At 57.0% G+C, this 19176-nt stretch carries 19 protein-coding genes and 2 tRNA genes; 16 read left to right on the top strand and 5 right to left on the bottom strand.

What is annotated here, in order from left to right; genetic code table 11:
* Window positions 1–45: 45 nt before the first annotated feature.
* The 4 genes from ACTG1P_RS09025 (at window position 46) to ACTG1P_RS09010 (ending at window position 5414) form a co-directional block, all read left to right on the top strand.
* Window positions 46–1770: a dipeptide ABC transporter ATP-binding protein gene (locus ACTG1P_RS09025; RefSeq protein ID WP_005358467.1), complete on the top strand. Its 1725-nt coding sequence runs from the start codon at window positions 46–48 to the stop codon at window positions 1768–1770.
* Window positions 1771–1839: 69 nt separating this feature from the next.
* A complete protein-coding gene (locus tag ACTG1P_RS09020; RefSeq protein WP_440001055.1) occupies window positions 1840–3396 on the top strand; it encodes an ABC transporter substrate-binding protein in 1557 nt (518 codons plus the stop codon).
* A gap of 99 nt (window positions 3397–3495) precedes the next feature.
* Window positions 3496–4470, top strand: coding sequence for an ABC transporter permease (locus tag ACTG1P_RS09015; RefSeq protein ID WP_005343520.1), 975 nt, complete (start codon window positions 3496–3498; stop codon window positions 4468–4470).
* Window positions 4471–4472: 2 nt separating this feature from the next.
* Window positions 4473–5414, top strand: coding sequence for an ABC transporter permease (locus ACTG1P_RS09010; protein ID WP_040068611.1), 942 nt, complete (start codon window positions 4473–4475; stop codon window positions 5412–5414).
* 73 nt (window positions 5415–5487) lie between these two features.
* On the opposite strand, the gene dxs is transcribed toward ACTG1P_RS09010, so the two are convergent.
* The 3 genes from dxs to xseB are packed head-to-tail and all read right to left on the bottom strand — an operon-like array spanning window position 5488 to window position 8520.
* The gene (gene dxs, locus ACTG1P_RS09005) at window positions 5488–7356 is read right to left on the bottom strand and encodes a 1-deoxy-D-xylulose-5-phosphate synthase (protein ID WP_440001054.1); all 1869 of its coding nucleotides are present in this window, start codon (window positions 7354–7356) and stop codon (window positions 5488–5490) included.
* Between the two features lie 21 nt (window positions 7357–7377).
* Window positions 7378–8268 (bottom strand): (2E,6E)-farnesyl diphosphate synthase, encoded by an 891-nt coding sequence (gene ispA / locus ACTG1P_RS09000; RefSeq protein WP_005343523.1) that lies wholly within the window; start codon window positions 8266–8268, stop codon window positions 7378–7380.
* The gene (gene xseB / locus ACTG1P_RS08995) at window positions 8269–8520 is read right to left on the bottom strand and encodes an exodeoxyribonuclease VII small subunit (protein WP_005338838.1); all 252 of its coding nucleotides are present in this window, start codon (window positions 8518–8520) and stop codon (window positions 8269–8271) included.
* Between the two features lie 211 nt (window positions 8521–8731).
* On the opposite strand from xseB, the gene pomA reads away from it, so the two are divergent.
* The 3 genes from pomA to greA all read left to right on the top strand — a co-directional run bounded on the left by pomA (window position 8732) and on the right by greA (window position 11025).
* Complete coding sequence (pomA, locus tag ACTG1P_RS08990) at window positions 8732–9490, top strand: flagellar motor protein PomA (protein ID WP_058057300.1); 759 nt, start codon at window positions 8732–8734, stop codon at window positions 9488–9490.
* Between the two features lie 8 nt (window positions 9491–9498).
* Window positions 9499–10392, top strand: a complete 894-nt coding sequence (locus tag ACTG1P_RS08985; protein WP_103250974.1) for a flagellar motor protein MotB — start codon at window positions 9499–9501, stop codon at window positions 10390–10392.
* A 156-nt stretch (window positions 10393–10548) separates the two neighbouring features.
* Window positions 10549–11025 (top strand): transcription elongation factor GreA, encoded by a 477-nt coding sequence (greA, locus tag ACTG1P_RS08980; RefSeq protein WP_005338833.1) that lies wholly within the window; start codon window positions 10549–10551, stop codon window positions 11023–11025.
* A gap of 76 nt (window positions 11026–11101) precedes the next feature.
* Here the strand turns inward: greA and ACTG1P_RS08975 are convergent, their stop codons facing one another.
* Both ACTG1P_RS08975 and yhbY read right to left on the bottom strand, forming a co-directional pair.
* Window positions 11102–11683 (bottom strand): hypothetical protein, encoded by a 582-nt coding sequence (locus ACTG1P_RS08975; RefSeq protein ID WP_043822834.1) that lies wholly within the window; start codon window positions 11681–11683, stop codon window positions 11102–11104.
* A gap of 103 nt (window positions 11684–11786) precedes the next feature.
* Entirely contained in the window at window positions 11787–12083 is a 297-nt protein-coding gene (gene yhbY / locus ACTG1P_RS08970; RefSeq protein WP_005338829.1) for a ribosome assembly RNA-binding protein YhbY, read from the bottom strand.
* Between the two features lie 97 nt (window positions 12084–12180).
* Here yhbY and rlmE point away from each other — a divergent pair, with 97 nt between their 5' ends.
* The 9 genes from rlmE (at window position 12181) to rimP (ending at window position 19166) form a co-directional block, all read left to right on the top strand.
* Window positions 12181–12810: a 23S rRNA (uridine(2552)-2'-O)-methyltransferase RlmE gene (rlmE, locus tag ACTG1P_RS08965; protein ID WP_440001053.1), complete on the top strand. Its 630-nt coding sequence runs from the start codon at window positions 12181–12183 to the stop codon at window positions 12808–12810.
* Window positions 12811–12855: 45 nt separating this feature from the next.
* Window positions 12856–14802: an ATP-dependent zinc metalloprotease FtsH gene (ftsH, locus tag ACTG1P_RS08960; RefSeq protein ID WP_042060094.1), complete on the top strand. Its 1947-nt coding sequence runs from the start codon at window positions 12856–12858 to the stop codon at window positions 14800–14802.
* A 59-nt stretch (window positions 14803–14861) separates the two neighbouring features.
* The gene (folP, locus tag ACTG1P_RS08955; protein ID WP_440001052.1) at window positions 14862–15707 is read left to right on the top strand and encodes a dihydropteroate synthase; all 846 of its coding nucleotides are present in this window, start codon (window positions 14862–14864) and stop codon (window positions 15705–15707) included.
* A 15-nt stretch (window positions 15708–15722) separates the two neighbouring features.
* Window positions 15723–17057 carry a phosphoglucosamine mutase gene (gene glmM / locus ACTG1P_RS08950; protein ID WP_005338823.1) on the top strand — a complete coding sequence of 445 codons (1335 nt, stop codon included), beginning with the start codon at window positions 15723–15725 and terminating at the stop codon, window positions 17055–17057.
* 131 nt (window positions 17058–17188) lie between these two features.
* Window positions 17189–17953, top strand: coding sequence for a triose-phosphate isomerase (gene tpiA, locus ACTG1P_RS08945; protein WP_440001051.1), 765 nt, complete (start codon window positions 17189–17191; stop codon window positions 17951–17953).
* Window positions 17954–18280, top strand: a complete 327-nt coding sequence (gene secG / locus ACTG1P_RS08940; RefSeq protein WP_159157528.1) for a preprotein translocase subunit SecG — start codon at window positions 17954–17956, stop codon at window positions 18278–18280.
* A gap of 7 nt (window positions 18281–18287) precedes the next feature.
* Window positions 18288–18372, top strand: a tRNA-Leu gene (locus ACTG1P_RS08935).
* A 92-nt stretch (window positions 18373–18464) separates the two neighbouring features.
* Window positions 18465–18541, top strand: a tRNA-Met gene (locus tag ACTG1P_RS08930).
* Window positions 18542–18707: 166 nt separating this feature from the next.
* Window positions 18708–19166 (top strand): ribosome maturation factor RimP, encoded by a 459-nt coding sequence (gene rimP / locus ACTG1P_RS08925; protein ID WP_005338809.1) that lies wholly within the window; start codon window positions 18708–18710, stop codon window positions 19164–19166.
* The last annotated feature ends 10 nt before the right edge of the window (window positions 19167–19176 follow it).

The raw sequence follows: 19176 nt of genomic DNA, 5'->3' as shown, positions 1-19176 counted from the left end.
TTACGGACGAATTATTTGGGACGGATGTCCCCCGCAGAGGTAAACATGTCCTTGCTCGAAGTAAAGAACTTGCGGATCGAGTACCCCTCCCGCTACGGGGTGCTGGCCGCGGTGAAGGATCTCTCTTTCTCTATCGAAAAGGGTGAGATTGTCGGGGTGGTCGGTGAATCCGGCGCCGGCAAGTCCACCATCGGCAACGCCGTTATCGATCTGCTGAGCCCGCCGGGTCGCATCGCCCGTGGCGATATCTATCTCAATGGCGAGCTCATCTCCGGCAAGAGCCAGAACGAGATGCGGGCCATCCGTGGCTCCCGTATCGGGTTCATCTTCCAGGACCCCATGACCTCCCTCAACCCGTTGTTCACCGTTGAGCATCAGCTGGTGGAGACCATTCTGGCCAATACCGACCTCTCTCGCGAAGCCGCTTTTGCCAAGGCATTGGAGCTGATGGGGGCGGTGGGTATTCCGCAGCCGGAGCTGCGCATCAAACAGTATCCGCACCAGTTCTCCGGTGGCATGCGTCAGCGGGTGGTTATCGCCATCGCGCTCTCCTGCGATCCGGAGCTGATCATCGCCGACGAGCCGACCACTGCGCTCGACGTCTCCATTCAGGATCAGATCCTCCAGCTTATCCGCGCCCTCTGCAAAGAGCGTCAGGTGGGCTGCATGCTGGTGACCCACGACATGGGGGTGGTCTCCAACGTCACCGACAAGGTGGCGGTGATGTATCGCGGCGATCTGGTGGAGTTCGGCCTGACCGAACAGGTACTGGGCAGCCCCAATCACCCCTATACCCGCAGCCTCATCTCGGCGGTACCCCGCTCCGACGTGAAGCTGGTGCGTTTCCCGCTGGTCTCCTATATCGAGGATGCCAGTGCGCCGGATACCAATATCGACCTCAAAACCCACTGGCTCGGCCAGAGTCAGGACGAGCGTGCCTATGAAGGGGCGCTGCTGCGGGTGGAGAATGTCGATCTGAAGTTCGTCACCAAGGACTCCATCTTCCCGAGCCGCCGCCAGTATGTACGCGCCTGCAACAACATCAGCTTCGAGATCTTCGAGGGTGAAACCTTCGGTCTGGTGGGGGAGTCGGGCTCCGGCAAATCGACCATTGCCCGCGCCATCACCGGTCTCTATCCGCCTGATACCGGCAAGATTTTCTTCGAGGGGATCGATCTGACCGCTCTCAAGAGCGAGCGCGAGCGTCGCCCGTTGCGTCGCCAGATGCAGATGGTGTTTCAGAACCCCTATTCGTCGATGAACCCGCGGATGAAGGTGCGCGACATCATTGCCGAGCCGATCCGCTTCCATCAGCTGGCGAGCAGCGAGAGCCAGATTGAGGGGATTGTCGGCGATCTGCTGGATCACGTGGGTCTCGGTCGTGGTGCCGGGGTCAAGTATCCCCACGAGTTCTCCGGCGGTCAGCGCCAGCGTATCTCCATTGCCCGCGCCCTGGCCACTCGCCCGCGCTTCCTTATCTGCGACGAGCCGACCTCGGCGCTGGATGTGTCGGTGCAGGCCCAGATCCTCAACCTGCTCAAGGATCTGCAGCAGGAGCTCAAGCTCACCATGCTGTTTATCAGCCACGATCTGCCGGTGATCCGCCAGATGTGCGACCGCATCGGGGTGATGCAGCACGGTCATCTGGTGGAAGTGGCCGAGACCGAGAAACTCTTTACCAATGCCGAGCATGAGTACAGCCGCAAGCTGATCTCCCTCATGCCGGAGTTCAAGGGAATGTCCCGCGAGGGGCTGGAAATCGCAAGCTAGGAGAGCGCCGGTGCGCCGGTCTGCTTGTCAAAAAAGTGTCATAAGAAAGCCAAAAGCATGGAGAACAAGATGAAGAAAGGATTGTCCAAGATTGCCCTGGCGCTGTTTGCCGCCGGTTTCGCCTTCAGTGTCTCAGCCGCTGATATCAAGGTGGGTGTCGCTTCTGACGCCACTTCGCTGGATCCGCAGGAGCAGCTCTCCGGTCAGACCCTGGAGATGTCGCACCTGGTATTCGATCCCCTGATGCGTTACACCCAGGACCTGCAGTTCGAGCCCCGTCTGGCCGAGAAGTTCGAGCGTGTCGATGACAAGACTGTCCGCTTCCACCTGCGCAGAGGGGTCAAGTTCCACTCCGGCAACGACTTCACCGCAGACGACGTGGTGTGGACCGTCAACCGCCTGAAATCCTCCGTCGACTTCAAGGCGATCTTCGATCCCATCAGCGAAGTGAAGAAGGTCGATGACTACACCGTCGATCTGATTACCGCGAAGCCCTTCCCGCTGGTGCTGCAGACCGTCACCTACATCTTCCCGATGGACTCCAAGTTCTACACCGGCAAGACCGAAGCGGGCAAAGACAAGGCCGAGATCGTCAAAAACGGCGACTCCTATGCCTCTACCCACGTCTCCGGTACTGGCCCGTTCACCGTCAAGTTCCGCGAGCAGGGTGTGAAGCTGGATTATGCCCGCAACGCCAACTACTGGGACAAAGCCTCCAAGGGTAACGTCGAGAACCTGACCGTGGTGCCCATCAAGGAAGATGCGACTCGTGTTGCAGCCCTGCTGGGTGGCGACGTGGACATGATCTATCCGGTTGCGCCGAACGATCTGGAGCGGGTGAAGAATGGCAAGGACTCCCAGCTGGTTACCCTGTCCGGTACCCGTGCCATCATCATCGAGCTGAACCAGAACACCAATCCGGCGCTGAAAGACAAGCGCGTGCGTCAGGCGATCAACTACGCCATCAACCAGGTGGGTATCGTCGAGAAGATCAACAAGGGCTTCGGTACCCCTGCTGGTCAGCTGAGCCCGAAAGGCTATGCCGGTCACAACGAGGCGCTGGTGCCCCAGTATGATCTGGCCAAGGCCAAGGAGCTGATGAAAGAGGCCGGTTACGAGAAAGGCTTCAAGATGACCTTCATCTCCCCGGCTGCCCGCTACGTCAACGACGTCAAGATTGCCCAGGCTGTCTCCGCCATGCTGGCCAAGATCAACATCAAGGTAGATCTGAAAACCATGCCGGTGGCCCAGTACTGGCCTGAGTTTGACAAGTGCGCCGCGGACATGCAGCTGATCGGCTGGCACTCCGACACCGAAGATACCGCGAACTTCTTCGAGTTCCTGACCTTCACCAAGGATGCCAAGACCGGTATGGGTCAGTACAACTGCGCCGGTTATGCCAACGCCGAAGCTGACAAGCTGGTGATGGATGCCAACGCAGAGACCGATCCGGCCAAGCGTGCCGAGATGCTGAAGAAGGTCGAAGCCATGCTGATCGAAGATGCTGCCTACGTGCCGTTGCACTGGGAAGATCTGGCCTATGGCGCCAAGAAGAACGTCGATATCAAGCCGGTGGTCAACGTGATGAACTTCCCTTACCTGGGTGACCTGGTGGTCAGCAAGTAAGAGAACGTCGCAAGGAAGGACGGGGCGGGGTGGTCAGCTGGCCACTCCGCCCACTAACAGAAGCCTGTGCCACGACACAGGCCACGTAGAAGGACAAGCATGTTTACATTCCTGCTGAAACGGTTCTATCAGGCCGTGATAGTGATGTTCGTCATCAGCCTGGTCGCCTTCTCCATCCAGGACAACCTGGGTGACCCGTTGCGCGAGCTGGTGGGACAATCCGTCTCCGAAGCCCAGCGTCACGAGTTGCGCGAGAAGATGGGCCTTAACGATCCCTTCCTCATCAAATACAGCCGCTTTTTGAAAAATGCGGTGCATGGGGATTTGGGCACCTCCTATTTCTTCAAGCGACCCGCTCTCGAGGTGATCCTCGACAAGCTGGTGGCTACCCTTGAGCTGGTGTTTGCTGCCGCGCTCATCATCGTGGTGGTCTCCATTCCACTCGGTGTCTATTCGGCGATCCGCCCGCGCAGCATTCCCACCAAGATCATCATGGCGGGGAGCAGTATCGGTATCTCGATCCCGGTTTTCCTGACCGCCATCATGCTGATGTACCTCTTCTCCATCCAGCTGGGCTGGCTGCCGGCCTATGGCCGCGGCGAAACCCGCAACCTGCTGGGTTGGGAGTCGGGCTTCTTCACCTGGGATGGCATCAAGCACCTGATCCTGCCCGCGGTGTCGCTCTCTTCCATCATGCTGCCGCTGTTTATCCGGCTGGTGCGCTCCGAGATGCTGGAGCAGCTCTCCTCCGAGTACGTCAAATTCGCCCGCGCCAAAGGGTTGGACAACAACAAGGTCTACTATCAGCACGCCCTGAAGAACACCATGCTGCCGGTCATTACCGTCGGTGGGGTGCAGATCGGCACCATGGTGGCCTACACCATCCTGACCGAGAGCGTGTTCCAGTGGCCGGGCACCGGCTTCCTGTTCCTCGAGGCGATCCACCGGGTCGATACGCCCCTCATCACCGCCTACGTCATCTTCGTGGGACTGATCTTCGTGGTGACCAATACCCTGGTCGACCTGCTCTACGGGTTGATCAACCCGACCGTTAACCTGACTGCCAAGGGGTAAGCATGAGTAACGCTGTAACTGCAAGCCCAAGCCGTTGGGCACGTTTCAAGAATTCCGACATCGTCTACTACTTCCTGCGGGACAAGGTAGCCATGTTCAGCTTTGCGGTGTTTGTTGTGTTCGTGCTGGCGGCGCTGCTGGCGCCCTGGCTGGCACCGCACAACGTCTATGACCAGACCAGTTTTGATCTGATGGATGCCGAGTTGCCCCCCTCCTGGCTCGAAGGTGGCGAGGAGCGCTTCTGGCTCGGTACCGACAACCAGGGGCGGGATATCTGGAGTACCATTCTCTATGGCGCCCGTATCTCCCTCACCATCGGCCTGTTTGCGGTGGCGCTGCAACTGGTGCTCGGTATCGTCATTGGTCTGATTGCCGGTTATTTCGGTGGCCGCATCGACAACCTGCTGATGCGCTTTGCCGATGTGCAGCTTTCGTTCTCCACCATGATGGTGGCGATCATCATCTCCGCTATCTTTCAGGCAACCTTTGGCTCCGAGTTTTACTCGAAGTTTGCCATCATGATGCTGGTGGTGATCATCGGTATCGCCGAGTGGCCGCAGTACGCCCGTACTGTGCGCGCCTCTGTGCTGGCGGAGAAGAAGAAGGAGTATGTGGAAGCGGCCAAGGTGATGGGGTTCCGCGCCCCGCGCATCATGTTCCGCCACATTCTGCCCAACTGTTTGTCTCCCATTCTGGTTATCTCCACCGTGCAGGTGGCCAACGCCATCATGAGTGAAGCGGCGCTCTCCTTCCTCGGTCTGGGGATGCCGGTTGATCAGCCCTCGCTCGGTTCGCTGATTAGCGTCGGCTTCAACTACATCTTCTCCGGCTCCTGGTGGATCACCGCCTTCCCGGGTATCTGTCTGGTGGTGCTGGTGCTGGTCATCAATCTGCTGGGTGACTGGCTGCGGGATGTGTTTAACCCCAAGATCTACAAAGGTTAATCAGGATCAGAAACGCAAAATAAGAAGGGCGCCAATGAGGCGCCCTTCTTTTGCTTAATAACTTTAAGCGTTATCAGGCTTGCAGCCAGCTTTCGATACTGCGCTGGATACCTGCATCGTCCAGACCGAGCAGGGCATAGATCTCCTGTTGGGTGCCCTGTTCAACGAAGCGATCCGGCAGGCCGAGGTTGAGCACCGGCTTGCACTGTTTGCTGCGCATCAGCAGCTCGTTCACCGCCGAACCGGCGCCGCCCATGATGGCGTTGTCTTCCAGAGTGACAAACTGATCGTGGCTGGCTGCCAGCGACAGCACCAGTGCCTCATCCATCGGTTTGACGAAGCGCATGTCCACCAGAGTGGCATCCAGCGCTTCGGCCGCCGCTCTCGCGTGGTGCAGCAAGGTGCCAAACGCCAGAATGGCAGTGCCCTTGCCCTCTCGCAGGATTCGTCCCTTGCCGAGCTCCAGTGCCTGCATTTCTGACGAGATGGGGGCCTCGCTCAGGCTGCTGCCGCGCGGATAGCGCACTGCGGCAGGGCCCTGATGGAGATAGCCGGTATAGAGCATCTGGCGGCACTCGTTCTCGTCGGAGGGGGTCATGATCACCATGTTGGGCACGGTGCGCAGGAAACTGATGTCGAACGCTCCCTGATGGGTTGGGCCATCGGCGCCCACCAGACCGGCCCGGTCGATGGCGAACAGCACCGGCAGATCTTGCAGCGCCACGTCGTGGATCACCTGATCGTAGGCGCGCTGCAGGAAGCTCGAATAGATGGCCACCACCGGCTTCTTGTCGGCGATGGCAAGACCCGCGGCGAAAGTGACTGCATGCTGCTCTGCAATGGCCACATCGAAGTAGCGATCCGGATATTGCTGGCTGAATTTCACCAGCCCGGAGCCTTCGCGCATGGCGGGGGTGATGCCGACCAGCTTTTCGTCTTTGGCAGCCATGTCGCACAGCCACTGGCCAAAGATGGCGGAGAAGGTGGGTTTGGCACCGCTCGCCTTGGGCAGGGAGCAATCGTCAGGATTGAACTTGGGCACGGCGTGATAACCGATGGGGTCTTTCTCCGCCGGCTCGTAACCCTTGCCCTTCTTGGTCTTGACGTGCAGCAGCTGCGGGCCCTTGAGGTTGCGCATGTTGCGCAGGGTCTCGACCAGCGCCTCGATATCGTGACCGTCGATGGGGCCGATATAGTTGAAGCCGAACTCCTCGAACAGGGTGCCGGGCACCACCATTCCCTTGAGGTGCTCTTCGGCCCGCTTGGCCAGCTCCTTGACCGGCGGCAGACCCGCCAGCACCTTCTTGCCGCCTTCGCGGATGGTGGTGTAGAGCTTGCCGGACATGACCCGGGCCAGATGGTTGTTGAGTGCGCCGACATTCTCGGAGATGGACATCTCGTTGTCGTTGAGGATCACCAACATGTCCTTGTGAACATCGCCGGCGTGGTTGAGCGCTTCAAAGGCCATCCCTGCGGTAATGGCACCATCACCAATCACCGCTACCACCTTGCGACCCAGCCCTTCACTCTCGGCGGCGACCGCCATACCGAGCGCCGCACCGATGGAAGTGCTGGAGTGGCCGACGGAGAGCACGTCGTACTCGCTCTCGCCGCGCCAGGGGAAGGGGTGCAGACCATCCTTCTGCCGGATGGTGTGGATCTGGTCACGGCGCCCGGTCAGGATCTTGTGGGGATAGGCCTGATGGCCCACATCCCATATGAGCCGATCGAACGGAGTGTTGTAGACGTAGTGCAGGGCCACAGTCAGTTCGACCGTGCCGAGACCGGAGGCAAAGTGTCCGCTGGAGCGGCTGACTGAGCGCAGCAGATATTCGCGCAGCTCGTTGCACAGCACCGGCAGCCGATCTTTGGGCAAGGAACGCAGCTCGACCGGAGTGTCCGCGAGGGCCAGGTTGGGGAAATTGCTAATATCAACGCTCATATTGTTACTGTTATCCAGCGTTTAGTGGGTTCGCTCGATGATGTAATCGGCAAACGCTTCCAGAATGTCGGTATTGTAGGGCAAGGATTGCAGGGCTGTTAAGGCTTTCCCATGCAGTTCGCGAGCCAGCTCACGGGCATTTTCGAGTCCGAGCAGGGCCGGATAGGTACTTTTTTCCAGCGCCAGGTCAGAACCTTGCGGCTTGCCCAAGGTGGCGGTATCACCTGTGATGTCGAGGATGTCATCCTGCACCTGGAAGGCGAGGCCAATCGCGGCGGCGTAGGTTTGCAGGGCCGCCAGCGTGGCGTCATCGACATCGGCTTTGCACAGGGCGCCGAGCGCCACGGCGCACTCAATCAGCGCACCGGTCTTGTGGCGGTGTACCTGCTCCAGCTCTGCGAGCGAGATCTGGCGCCCTTCGGCCTGCAGATCCAGTGCCTGACCGCCACACATACCGAGATAGCCGGAGGCGCGGGCGAGGGTACTCAGCATCCGCACCCGGTTGGCCATCAAGGTATCGGGCATGGGGTGATCGGCGAGAATGGAGAACGCCAGGGTCTGCAGCGCATCACCGGCCAGAATGGCGGTTCCTTCGTCAAACGCCTTGTGAACGGTTGGCTGACCACGACGCAGGTCGTCGTTATCCATGGCGGGCAGGTCATCGTGCAGCAGGGAGTAGGCGTGGATGCACTCCACGGCAGCCGCAGGGCCATCCAGCAGTTCGCTCTTGACGCCCAGCATCTCGCCGACCGCGTAGACCAGAAACGGGCGAACCCGCTTGCCGCCCAGCAGCAGGCCATAACTCATGGCATCGCGCAGGCGCGGCGCCATGGCGGGCAAGGATTCAAGTTGTGCTGACAGACAGTCGTCAATACGCTGACGATGCAGACGGGAAAAATGGTCCAGCGCCACTCACTCCTCTCCTTGTTCTGGCTGGAAGGGGGCGAGCTGGTCACTGCCATCGGCTTGGCTGAGCAGGATCTGGATCTTCTGTTCGGCCAGTTCCAGCTTCTGCTGACCGGCCCGAACCAGATGAACTCCCTGCTCGAACTGCTTGAGTGCCTCTTCCAGGGGTAGGGAACCTTGTTCCAGCTGATGAACGATGGTTTCCAGCTCTTCCAGAGTGGCATCAAAACTCAGACGGTCGATTTTTTTACTGGCCATGTCCATCCTCGGGGATTGAAAAAAACGGCTTATATTAACATCGACCGTCCACAGGGGGGAGGCAGAAAAGCATCGCCCCCTCAAACTCTCGCTAAACTGGCCGATAATGAGCCATCATTCTCAGTGGATGCATGCTTGCCGCTAGGGTCGCAATAGCAGAAAATTCAACAAACTATAATTAGGCATAAGAACCGGTGACAGGAGTAGGGACGTGGATCTAGGCAGTCTTATAGGGATAGTGCTGGGTTTCGGGGTGGTGGTGTACGGCATGCTGCTGGGTGGCCCCATGAGCATGTATGTTGATATGCCATCGGTCTACATCACTGTATTGGGATCAATCTTCATCGCCATGATGAAGTTCAACCTTGGCCAGTTCCTGATGGCATTCAAGGTGGCGGGTAAAGCCTTTATGTACAAGGGCGACAAGCTTGAAGACCTGATTACCAAAGCCGTTGAACTGGCTGACGCGGCTCGCAAAGGTGGCTTTCTGGCGCTGGAGGCCGCAGAGATCCCCAATCCATTTATGAAAAAAGGGATCGACATGCTGGTGGATGGTCACGATGCCGAAGTGGTGCGTGCCGTGATGGAAAAGGATATCGACCTGACAGCCGAGCGCCATGTCATTGCCATCAAGGTCTTCCGTACCCTTGGGGATCTGGGCCCTGCCATGGGGATGATAGGTACGTTGGTGGGTCTGGTGGCCATGCTGGCCAACATGAGTGACCCCAAGTCGATCGGGCCGGCGATGGCGGTGGCCTTGCTTACCACCCTGTACGGTGCGATAGAGGCCAATATGTTGGCGATCCCGATTGCCGACAAGCTGGAGCTGCGCAGCGGGGAGGAGAAGCTCAGTCGTACCCTGATCCTTGATGCCATTATGGGGATTCAGGATGGCCAGAACCCGCGGGTGATCCAGTCCATGCTGCAAAACTATCTGAACCAGTCCAAACGTAATACTGGCACCGAATAGGGGGCGCTATGTCTGATTGCAAGTGCCCGCCACCAGGTCTCCCTGGTTACATGGGAACCTTTGCCGACCTGATGTCGCTGTTGATGTGCTTCTTCGTGCTGTTGCTCTCCTTTGCCGAGATGGATGTGCAGAAGTTCAAACAGATAGCCGGTTCCATGGACAAGGCATTCGGGGTACAGAACATCCTTGAGGTGAAAGATATTCCCAAGGGAACCTCGGTGATTGCCCAGGAGTTTAGGCCCGGTCGCCCGGAACCCACGCCAATTGATACTGTGATGCAGCAAACCATCGATTTGACCCAGACAGAACTGGAGTTTCTGCCCGGCGAGTCGGATCAGGCCGGTGGTCAGGACAAGAGTGATGGCAAGCAGACGGGGGGCGATACCGCGCAGGATGCGAAGAAGGCGCAAGAACAGTCCAATACCCTGGCCAAAGCACTCGCCGAGCAAATGAAAGATCAGATCCAGGATGGTGCCATCGAAATTGAAGCGTTGGGCCAGCAGATCATCATCCGGATCAGGGAAAAAGCATCTTTCCCGGCCGGTTCGGCATTTCTGCAGCCCCAGTTTTGGCCGGTCATTCGCAAGGTCGCGACCCTGCTCAAGGATGTGCCGGGTGAAATCACCATCTCCGGTCACACCGACAACGTGGCGACCGAAGATGAGCTGTTCCAGTCCAACTGGGAGTTGTCGTCGCAACGGGCGGTGGCGGTGGCGCACCAGATGCTGAAGGTCCCCGGTTTTGATCAGGGGCGACTGGTGGTGCAGGGGATGGCGGACTCCCAACCATTGGTGCCCAATACCACCCCGGAAAATCGTCGGATGAACCGGCGGGTGGAGATCGCCATCATGCAGGGCAAACCGACCGTTTCGTCCCCCATTTCCGTACCGGAAGGGAAGTAAGCGAGGGGAATGTCGATGACGCAAGTGGGATCTGCATCAGGGGGCTGACGTGGATTTTGTGTTGGCTTCATATTAAGATGCCTCATCCGAACCGATTGCTGCGGCCTCCTTGCAGATGGCCGCAGTTTCTATTTTCAAGCAACCCAGGTTTCGACTATGAATCATACTCCGATGACTGTTCGCGGCGCTGAGAAGCTGCGCGAAGAGCTCGATTATCTCAAGACCGAGCTTCGTCCCCAGATTATCGAAGCGATTGCCGATGCCCGTGAGCACGGCGATCTGAAGGAAAACGCCGAATACCATGCCGCTCGCGAGCAGCAGGGGTTCTGTGAAGGTCGCATTCAGGAGATTGAAGCCAAGCTCTCCAATGCGCAGGTGATCGATGTCACCAAGATGACCAACAACGGCCGCGTTATTTTTGGCGCGACTGTGACTCTGCTCAAGAGCGAGACAGAGGAAGAGGTGGTCTACCGCATCGTGGGTGACGATGAGGCTGATATCAAACAGAACCTCATCTCTGTCAACTCCCCCATTGCCCGCGCCCTGATTGGCAAGGAAGTGGACGATGTCGCAATCGTCAAGACCCCGGGCGGTGATGTGGAATACGAAGTGCTGGAAGTCGCTTATATCTAAGCGAATGCTACAGACGATGAAACAGGGGGGCTGGTGCTCCCCTGTTTGTCTTTATCTATATGATTATTGATAAAAATCAGGACAGATACGCCTCGGTAAAGGCGTCCTGATGACGCTGAAACAACCAGTGGCGCAGCCGTTCGATGTTGCTCTCGCTCATTTGAAAGCTCAGCGCCCAGGTGGCATGGTCGGCATTGGCTTTGATGCGCCTTACCAGTCGTCCCTGCAGTGGAAGAGGGGCCTCTTGCTCGATGCAGAGCTCGCCGTTGATGGGGGTATCGGCCACCATGTCGGTTGGCAAATTTTCCACGATGAGGCCGTTGAGGGAGAGGCTGAGTACCTGAAACAGGCCCAGTTCGCTGCATAGCTTGGCTTTTTGGGTGAGACGCCAGGCGCGCGGTTGGGCAAACCCCAGCTCCCTGATGACCGGTGCAGATAAGCGGGGCTCGACGAAGCCATCTTCCCCTTGGGTAAAGCTCAGGGGAAAACGCAGCTGATGGCCTGCGAAGCGGGCTTCGAGTACAAGGTGTTCGGCTTTTTGCAGCAAGCCAAGCATGGGGGCATCGAGGTGACCACTCAGAACATGGGTGTCCTGATTGCTCCCCAAGTCCCGCAGCATGGCCAGCTCATCGTCGGTCAGAATAGGATGGTGAGCCATAATGCGTGTCCGGAAGTATTCATCGCAGGTTAAGGGCTTTGCGACTACTTTGGCAAGCGACTCGGGAAGAAGTGGAATAAGGAAAGAGCGATGCTCTTTCCTTTTACTTGCGGGGCAGCTGGATTTTGGGTTCGTTGGCTTGACGATAAATGGTCAGCACATGACCCATGCTTTGCACCTTGATTGAACCGGTTTCACGGACGATAGCATCCATAACCAGTTGTTTCATTTCGCGATCTTCAGAGGCAACCTTAACCTTGATCAGCTCGTGATGGTTCAGTGCCAGATCGATCTCGGCCAGTACACCTTCGGTCAGACCATGCTGACCCAGCAGGACGACAGGCTTGAGGCTATGGGCAAGGCCCTTGAGGTACTGTTTCTGTTTATTGTTGAGAATCATCGCAATTTCTTCATAAGTCAGGGTTGAAAGGGGCGTATTCTACCCCCACTTAGCCCTTAATACTAATAACCCTTGTGGTTTTTTAAAGTCGATTATCATGACCCAGAAAAAACGTTCCCCCAGTTCAACTCGCTGGTTAAAAGAACATTTCGACGATCAATACGTCAAAAAAGCCCAGAAAATGGGCCTGCGTTCTCGTGCTGTTTTCAAGATTGACGAGATCCAGGGCAAGGATCGCTTGCTGAAACATGGCATGACCGTAGTGGATTTGGGAGCAGCCCCCGGTGGTTGGTCCCAGTTCGCGGTTGAACAGGTTGGTGATTCGGGTCGCGTCATCGCATGTGACATTTTGCCGATGGATCCCATTGCTGGTGTCGATTTCCTGCAAGGGGACTTTCGGGAGGAAACTGTACTCGGCGCCTTGCTGGAACGAGTGGGTCCCGACAAGGTCGATCTCGTGATGTCTGATATGGCGCCCAACATGAGCGGTACCCAGCAGGTGGATCAGGCTCGCGCCATGTATCTGGTCGAGCTGGCGCTGGACATGTGCAATCAGGTATTGCGTAGTGACGGCAGTTTCGTAGTGAAGGTGTTTCAGGGAGAAGGCTTTGATGCCTATCTCAATGAAATTCGTAAGCTTTTCTCCGCTGTCAAAATTCGTAAACCAGACTCATCCCGCGCCAGATCACGGGAAGTCTACATTGTGGCTACCGGTTTTAAACTGTAGTACCCTAACCTTCATCGTTAACTGTCAGTCTGCGAGGTTACTGATTTGAGTGACATGGCGAAAAACTTAATCCTGTGGCTGGTCATCGCCGTCGTTTTGATGTCGGTGTTCAATAGCTTCAGCCCCAGCGATACCACCAGTCGCCAGCTGGACTATTCCAGCTTCGTTAAAGAGGTGACCCAAGAGCAGATCCGTGAAGTGCGGATGGACGGTAAGGTCATTAATGGCGTCAAGCGTACTGGTGAACGATTCACCACCATCATACCTGCGCCGGATCCCCAGCTGCTCAACGACATGCTCAATCACAATGTCAAAGTGATGGGCGAGAAGCCGGAAGAGCCGTCTCTGTTGACCTCTATCTTCATCTCCTGGTTCCCGATGCTGCTGCTGATCGGTGTCTGGGTCTTCTTCATGCGTCAGATGCAGGGCGGCGGTGGCAAAGGTGCCATGTCGTTCGGCAAGAGCAAGGCTCGCCTGATGAGCGAAGATCAGATCAAGACCACCTTTGCTGATGTTGCAGGTTGCGATGAAGCCAAGGAAGAGGTGAAGGAGCTGGTCGACTATTTGCGCGACCCGAGCAAATTCCAGAAACTGGGTGGCAAGATCCCGACCGGTGTGTTGCTGGTCGGTCCTCCCGGTACCGGTAAGACCTTGCTGGCCAAGGCCATTGCGGGCGAGGCCAAGGTGCCGTTCTTCACCATCTCCGGTTCCGATTTCGTGGAGATGTTCGTCGGTGTCGGTGCCTCCCGGGTGCGTGACATGTTCGAACAGGCCAAGAAATCCTCCCCCTGCATCATCTTCATCGATGAAATTGATGCGGTCGGTCGCCAGCGTGGCGCCGGTCTGGGTGGTGGTCACGATGAACGTGAGCAGACCCTTAACCAGATGTTGGTCGAGATGGATGGTTTTGAAGGCAATGAAGGCATCATCGTCATCGCAGCCACCAACCGTCCTGACGTACTGGATCCGGCACTGCTGCGTCCGGGCCGTTTCGACCGTCAGGTTGTGGTCGGTCTGCCGGATGTCCGTGGTCGCGAGCAGATCCTGAAAGTGCACATGCGCAAAGTTCCGCTGGCGGATGACGTCAATCCGGCACTGATTGCCCGTGGTACTCCCGGTTTCTCCGGTGCGGATTTGGCCAACCTGGTCAACGAGGCAGCCCTCTTCTCTGCTCGTGAGAGCCGCCGAGTGGTCTCCATGGCCGAGTTCGAGAAGGCCAAGGACAAGATCATGATGGGTGCGGAACGCCGCTCCATGGTGATGAAAGAGTCCGAAAAAGAGATGACTGCGTATCATGAAGCCGGTCACGCCATCATTGGTCGTCTGGTTCCGGATCATGACCCGGTTTACAAGGTCTCCATCATTCCGCGCGGTCGTGCGCTGGGTGTGACCATGTATCTGCCGGAGCAGGATCGCTGGAGCCACTCCAAGCAGCATCTGGAGTCAATGATCTCCAGTCTGTATGGCGGTCGTCTGGCAGAAGAGCTGATCTACGGTGCCGAGAAGGTATCGACTGGCGCGTCCAACGACATCGAGCGAGCGACCGAGATTGCACGCAAGATGGTGACCCAGTGGGGTATGTCCGAGCGTCTCGGCCCAATGCTCTATGCGGAAGAAGATGGAGAGGTGTTCCTCGGTCGCAGCATGGCCAAGGCCAAGCACATGTCCGACGATACCGCTCGCGTCATCGATGCCGAGGTCAAGCAGGTCATCGACCGCAACTACGCCCGTTCCAAGCAGATCCTGCTGGATAACATGGACGTGTTGCACAGCATGAAAGATGCGCTGATGAAGTACGAGACCATCGACGCCAAACAGATCGATGATCTGATGGCGCGTCGCGAGGTTCGTGCTCCGAGCAACTGGCATGACGAGCACGGTGATACCCCGCAAGGCGGTTCCACTGTGGCTGCCGAGGCCAAGCCGGCCGATGAGGCTGCACCGGTGGCGGATGTCACTATCGACAAAGCCAACGACGCTCCGGCCAAATAATCGTGACTCTCCAAACCCCGGGCTTGCCCGGGGTTTTTCTTTATCAGATGGACGTGAAAATGCAGTTAACCAGCAAGGGGCTTAGCCTCTCTCTCGATCGTCCCCATGTGATGGGGATCCTCAATGTGACGCCCGACTCCTTCTCCGATGGTGGCAATTTCAACCAGTTTGAACGGGCCATGGCCCATGCGCGGCAGATGGTCTCTGACGGTGCGACCCTCATCGACATCGGTGGCGAGTCTACCCGCCCTGGTGCGCCCGATGTGAGCGAGCAGGAGGAGCTGGACAGGGTCATTCCTGTCGTGGAACAGATGGTCCGTGAGCTGGATGTGATGATCTCTCTCGATACTTCCAAAGCGGCGGTGATGCGGGAGGGTTGCCAGGCGGGTGCCCATCTGATCAACGATGTGCGGGCGCTGCAAGAGCCGGGAGCACTGCAGGCAGCGGCCGAGGCTGCTGTTCCAGTCTGTCTGATGCATATGCAGGGGCAGCCGCGAACCATGCAGGTCGAGCCCCACTATGACGATCTGATCGGAGAGGTACGCGCCTTTTTTGATGAGCGCATTGCGGCTTGTCTGGCCGCCGGGATCCGTCGTGATGAGCTGTTGCTGGATCCGGGATATGGCTTTGGCAAGACCCTTGCACACAACTATCAGCTATTGGCGGCTCAAAAGGAACTGCTTGAATATGGCTTGCCGCTATTGGTGGGGATGTCGCGAAAGTCTATGATAGGCAACCTGCTGGGCCGTCCGGTGGATGAGCGTCTGGCGGGCAGTCTGGCATGCGCCCTTATCGGCATGCAGCATGGAGCCCGCATCATCAGGGTACACGATGTACGGGAGACCATGGACGCATTGCGCGTCGGTTGGCTGGCAATGACGGGACAAGATTTTATTTCCAGATAATAAAGAGAACAGACAATGGCAAGAAAGTATTTCGGTACCGATGGTGTGCGCGGCAAGGTTGGCGAATACCCGATCACCCCTGATTTCGTGATGAAATTGGGTTGGGCTGCCGGCAAAGTGCTCTCCAAGAAGGGCACCAAAAAGGTGCTGATTGGCAAAGATACCCGCATCTCTGGCTATATGCTGGAATCCGCGCTTGAAGCGGGGCTCTCTGCGGCAGGCCTCAAGGCCATTCTGATGGGGCCGATGCCCACGCCGGCGGTTGCCTACCTGACTCGCACTTTCCGTGCCGAAGCTGGCATCGTCATCAGCGCCTCACACAACCCCTTCTATGACAACGGCATCAAGTTCTTCTCCGCCGATGGCACCAAGCTGCCCGATGATGTCGAGCTGGCTATCGAAGCCGAGCTGGATCACGAGCTCAAGTGTGTCGAATCTGCTGAGCTTGGCAAAGCGGTCCGCATTGATGATGCCGCCGGTCGCTATATCGAATTTTGCAAGAGCACCTTCCCCTCCCACATGAATCTGGATGGGGTGAAAATGGTGGTCGACTGTGGCCACGGCGCCACTTACCACATTGCGCCGTCGGTTTTCCGCGAGCTGGGTGCTGAAGTGATCACCATGGGCTGTGCCCCGGATGGTCTCAACATCAACGATGGTGTCGGTTCGACTGCGCCTGACGCTCTGGTTGCCAAGGTACTGGAGTGCAAGGCTGATCTGGGGGTTGCCTTTGATGGTGATGGTGACCGTCTGATCATGGTTGACCATACCGGCTATCTCATCGACGGTGATGAAGTGCTCTATATCATCGCACGCGATGCTCTGCGCAATGGTCGCCTCAAAGGCGGTGTCGTCGGCACCCTGATGGCCAACATGGGTCTGGAGCTGGCGCTGCAAACTCTGGGCATTCCGTTTGCCCGTGCCAAGGTGGGCGACCGCTATGTGCTGGAGATGATGGAAGAGAAGGGCTGGCGCATCGGTGGCGAGAACTCCGGCCACATAATCTGTCTGGATCAAACCACTACGGGTGATGGCATCGTAGCCGCCTTGCAGGTGCTTACCGCCATGCGCAGTGCCGAGATGCCGCTGGCCAAGCTGCGCTCCGGCATGAGCAAGTTCCCGCAGGTGCTGGTGAATGTTCGCTTTGCCGAAGGCAAGGATCCGCTGGCCGCTGATGCTGTCATGGCTGAGGTTGCCAAGGTAGAACAGGAGTTGGCTGGCCGTGGTCGCGTACTGTTGCGCAAATCAGGTACCGAACCGCTGATCCGGGTCATGGTCGAAGGGGAGCATGAACAGCAGGTGCGTGACATGGCTCAGCGCATCGCCAAGCAGGTTGAATCGGCGTTTTAATGAACAACCAGGGCGGCTTTTTAGCTGCCCTGGTTGTATCTTGTTCAAACGATTCAAAAATTTAAAAATAGCACTTGTCAGCTGAGCATCCTCTGGATATTATCAGCCCCGCTTTCGCAAGGGAGTTGCCGATGGGACATCGCAAGCCGTTTGTAGCAGCCAACTGGAAGTTGCACGGTAGTAGGTCGCAGTTAGAGCAGTTTACGAGTCAGTGCCTAGACGGCGTTGACGGAAAAGTAGATGTGGTTCTATGTCCTTCCCATGTGCATCTCGACTTTAGTGCTTCACTGCTCAATGAGCAGAAGGTAATAAAGTTGGGGGCTCAGAATGTGAGTCAGCACGCTACTGGCGCTTACACTGGAGAAATCTCGTGTCGGATGCTGGTTGAGGCAGGGTGTCGTTACGTATTGGTAGGGCACTCCGAGCGTAGGCGTCTCTTTGGTGAGACCAGTTTTATCGTCGCAGAGAAGTTTGCGGCAGCCAGAGCGGCAGGCTTGATTCCCATCCTCTGTTTAGGTGAATCAGGTGCGGCTAGGCAGGCGAGAAGAGCCTTCGAGGTGATCGCTGAAGAGCTGGATATCGTCATAGAGAAAAATGGCGCGATGGCTTTCGATAATGCTATCATCGCCTACGAGCCGATTTGGGCTGTAGGTACAGGTAAATGCGCCACACCCGAGCAGGCACAAGAGGTTCATTCCTTTATACGTGGTCGCTTGGCGGAGGATACTCCGGTAATAGGTGAGAAAGTTAGAATCATCTATGGTGGGAGCGTAACGCCGAGCAACGCGAGAGATTTGTTTGCACAGCCCGACATTGATGGCGGACTGATTGGCGGAGCAAGCCTCGATAGCGATGCGTTTTTAGGAATTGTTGAAGCGGCAAAGGGTGCAAGTTAAATGTACGAGATTCTTTTAGTCGTTTATCTGCTGGTTTCACTGGCTCTGATTGGTCTGGTGATGATTCAGCAAGGTAAAGGGGCTGATATGGGCGCCTCCTTCGGCGCAGGGGCATCGAACACAGTATTCGGCTCCGGTGGTTCAGGCAGTTTCCTGACCCGAACAACAGCAATTTTGGCTACTCTGTTCTTCGTTATCAGCCTGGTGCTCGGATCTATGTCCAGCAACAAGGTCAAGCAGGGTAGTGAGTGGGAAAATCTGCAACAAACCCAACAGGTTGAGCAGAGCAAAGCGCCAGTGAAGAAAGATACTGACGTTCCCGAGTAAGAGTTTTGCCGTGGTGGTGGAATTGGTAGACACGCTATCTTGAGGGGGTAGTGCTCTAGGGTGTGCGGGTTCGAGTCCCGCCCACGGCACCAATTAAGCAGTGAGCTCGGGAAACCGAGTGTATTATAGCCAATCAGTCTTGTATCGAGAGAGTGAAGTGGCTATAATCTCGCACGATTTCGGACGCGGGGTGGAGCAGCATGGTAGCTCGTCGGGCTCATAACCCGAAGGTCGTCGGTTCAAATCCGGCCCCCGCAACCAAATTTCACGCATTTCCTACGCTCAGGAAGGCGGTCGCTGCGAGGCGACAATCAGGGTAAAGCGCCAAGCCCCGATTTGACATCGGGGCTTTTTGTTATGTGCAATTTACTCTGAATCGATATCTATCTGGGCTTTATGCCCTTTTTTTGTTTTTCGGAGGGTGACTTTGGCTACGTTGGAACAACGTTTGACCGATCTGCTCGAGGCTCCGGTCGTTGCCTTGGGTTTTGAACTTTGGGGTATTGAGTTTATCCGCGCGGGTAAACACTCCACCTTGCGTGTCTATATCGACGGCGAGCAGGGTGTGACTGTCGAGAACTGTGCAGAGGTCAGCCATCAGGTTGGCGCCATCATGGACGTCGAAGATCCCATCACCGAGGAGTACTACCTCGAGGTGTCCTCTCCAGGCCTGGATCGTCCGCTGTTCAAGGTTGCCCATTTCGAAAAATACGTTGGCCAAGAGGCGGCGGTAACGCTTCGGATGGCAACAAACAACCGCCGCAAGTTCAAAGGCGTAATCAAAGCTGTGCAAGGCGACATGATCACCCTGACAGTAGATGGTAAGGACGACGTGTTGGCTTTCACCAATATCCAAAAAGCGAACATAGTGCCGAACTTTGGTTAACGAGGCTATC

Source organism: Aeromonas sp. 11P, assembly GCF_051920165.1.
In the GTDB taxonomy this organism is placed as follows: domain Bacteria; phylum Pseudomonadota; class Gammaproteobacteria; order Enterobacterales; family Aeromonadaceae; genus Aeromonas; species Aeromonas veronii.
This window is presented reverse-complemented; position numbering and strand designations above follow the sequence as displayed.

Excerpts from the sequence above, each read along its gene's own strand:
- ACTG1P_RS09025 (WP_005358467.1), top strand. The coding sequence starts at position 46 with ATGTCCTTGCTCGAAGTAAAGAACTTGCGGATCGAGTACCCCTCCCGC.
- ACTG1P_RS09020 (WP_440001055.1), top strand. The coding sequence starts at position 1,840 with ATGAAGAAAGGATTGTCCAAGATTGCCCTGGCGCTGTTTGCCGCCGGT.
- ACTG1P_RS09015 (WP_005343520.1), top strand. The coding sequence starts at position 3,496 with ATGTTTACATTCCTGCTGAAACGGTTCTATCAGGCCGTGATAGTGATG.
- ACTG1P_RS09010 (WP_040068611.1), top strand. The coding sequence starts at position 4,473 with ATGAGTAACGCTGTAACTGCAAGCCCAAGCCGTTGGGCACGTTTCAAG.
- dxs (WP_440001054.1), bottom strand. The coding sequence starts at position 7,356 with ATGAGCGTTGATATTAGCAATTTCCCCAACCTGGCCCTCGCGGACACT.
- xseB (WP_005338838.1), bottom strand. The coding sequence starts at position 8,520 with ATGGCCAGTAAAAAAATCGACCGTCTGAGTTTTGATGCCACTCTGGAA.
- ACTG1P_RS08985 (WP_103250974.1), top strand. The coding sequence starts at position 9,499 with ATGTCTGATTGCAAGTGCCCGCCACCAGGTCTCCCTGGTTACATGGGA.
- greA (WP_005338833.1), top strand. The coding sequence starts at position 10,549 with ATGAATCATACTCCGATGACTGTTCGCGGCGCTGAGAAGCTGCGCGAA.
- ACTG1P_RS08975 (WP_043822834.1), bottom strand. The coding sequence starts at position 11,683 with ATGGCTCACCATCCTATTCTGACCGACGATGAGCTGGCCATGCTGCGG.
- yhbY (WP_005338829.1), bottom strand. The coding sequence starts at position 12,083 with ATGATTCTCAACAATAAACAGAAACAGTACCTCAAGGGCCTTGCCCAT.
- rlmE (WP_440001053.1), top strand. The coding sequence starts at position 12,181 with ATGACCCAGAAAAAACGTTCCCCCAGTTCAACTCGCTGGTTAAAAGAA.
- folP (WP_440001052.1), top strand. The coding sequence starts at position 14,862 with ATGCAGTTAACCAGCAAGGGGCTTAGCCTCTCTCTCGATCGTCCCCAT.
- glmM (WP_005338823.1), top strand. The coding sequence starts at position 15,723 with ATGGCAAGAAAGTATTTCGGTACCGATGGTGTGCGCGGCAAGGTTGGC.
- tpiA (WP_440001051.1), top strand. The coding sequence starts at position 17,189 with ATGGGACATCGCAAGCCGTTTGTAGCAGCCAACTGGAAGTTGCACGGT.
- secG (WP_159157528.1), top strand. The coding sequence starts at position 17,954 with ATGTACGAGATTCTTTTAGTCGTTTATCTGCTGGTTTCACTGGCTCTG.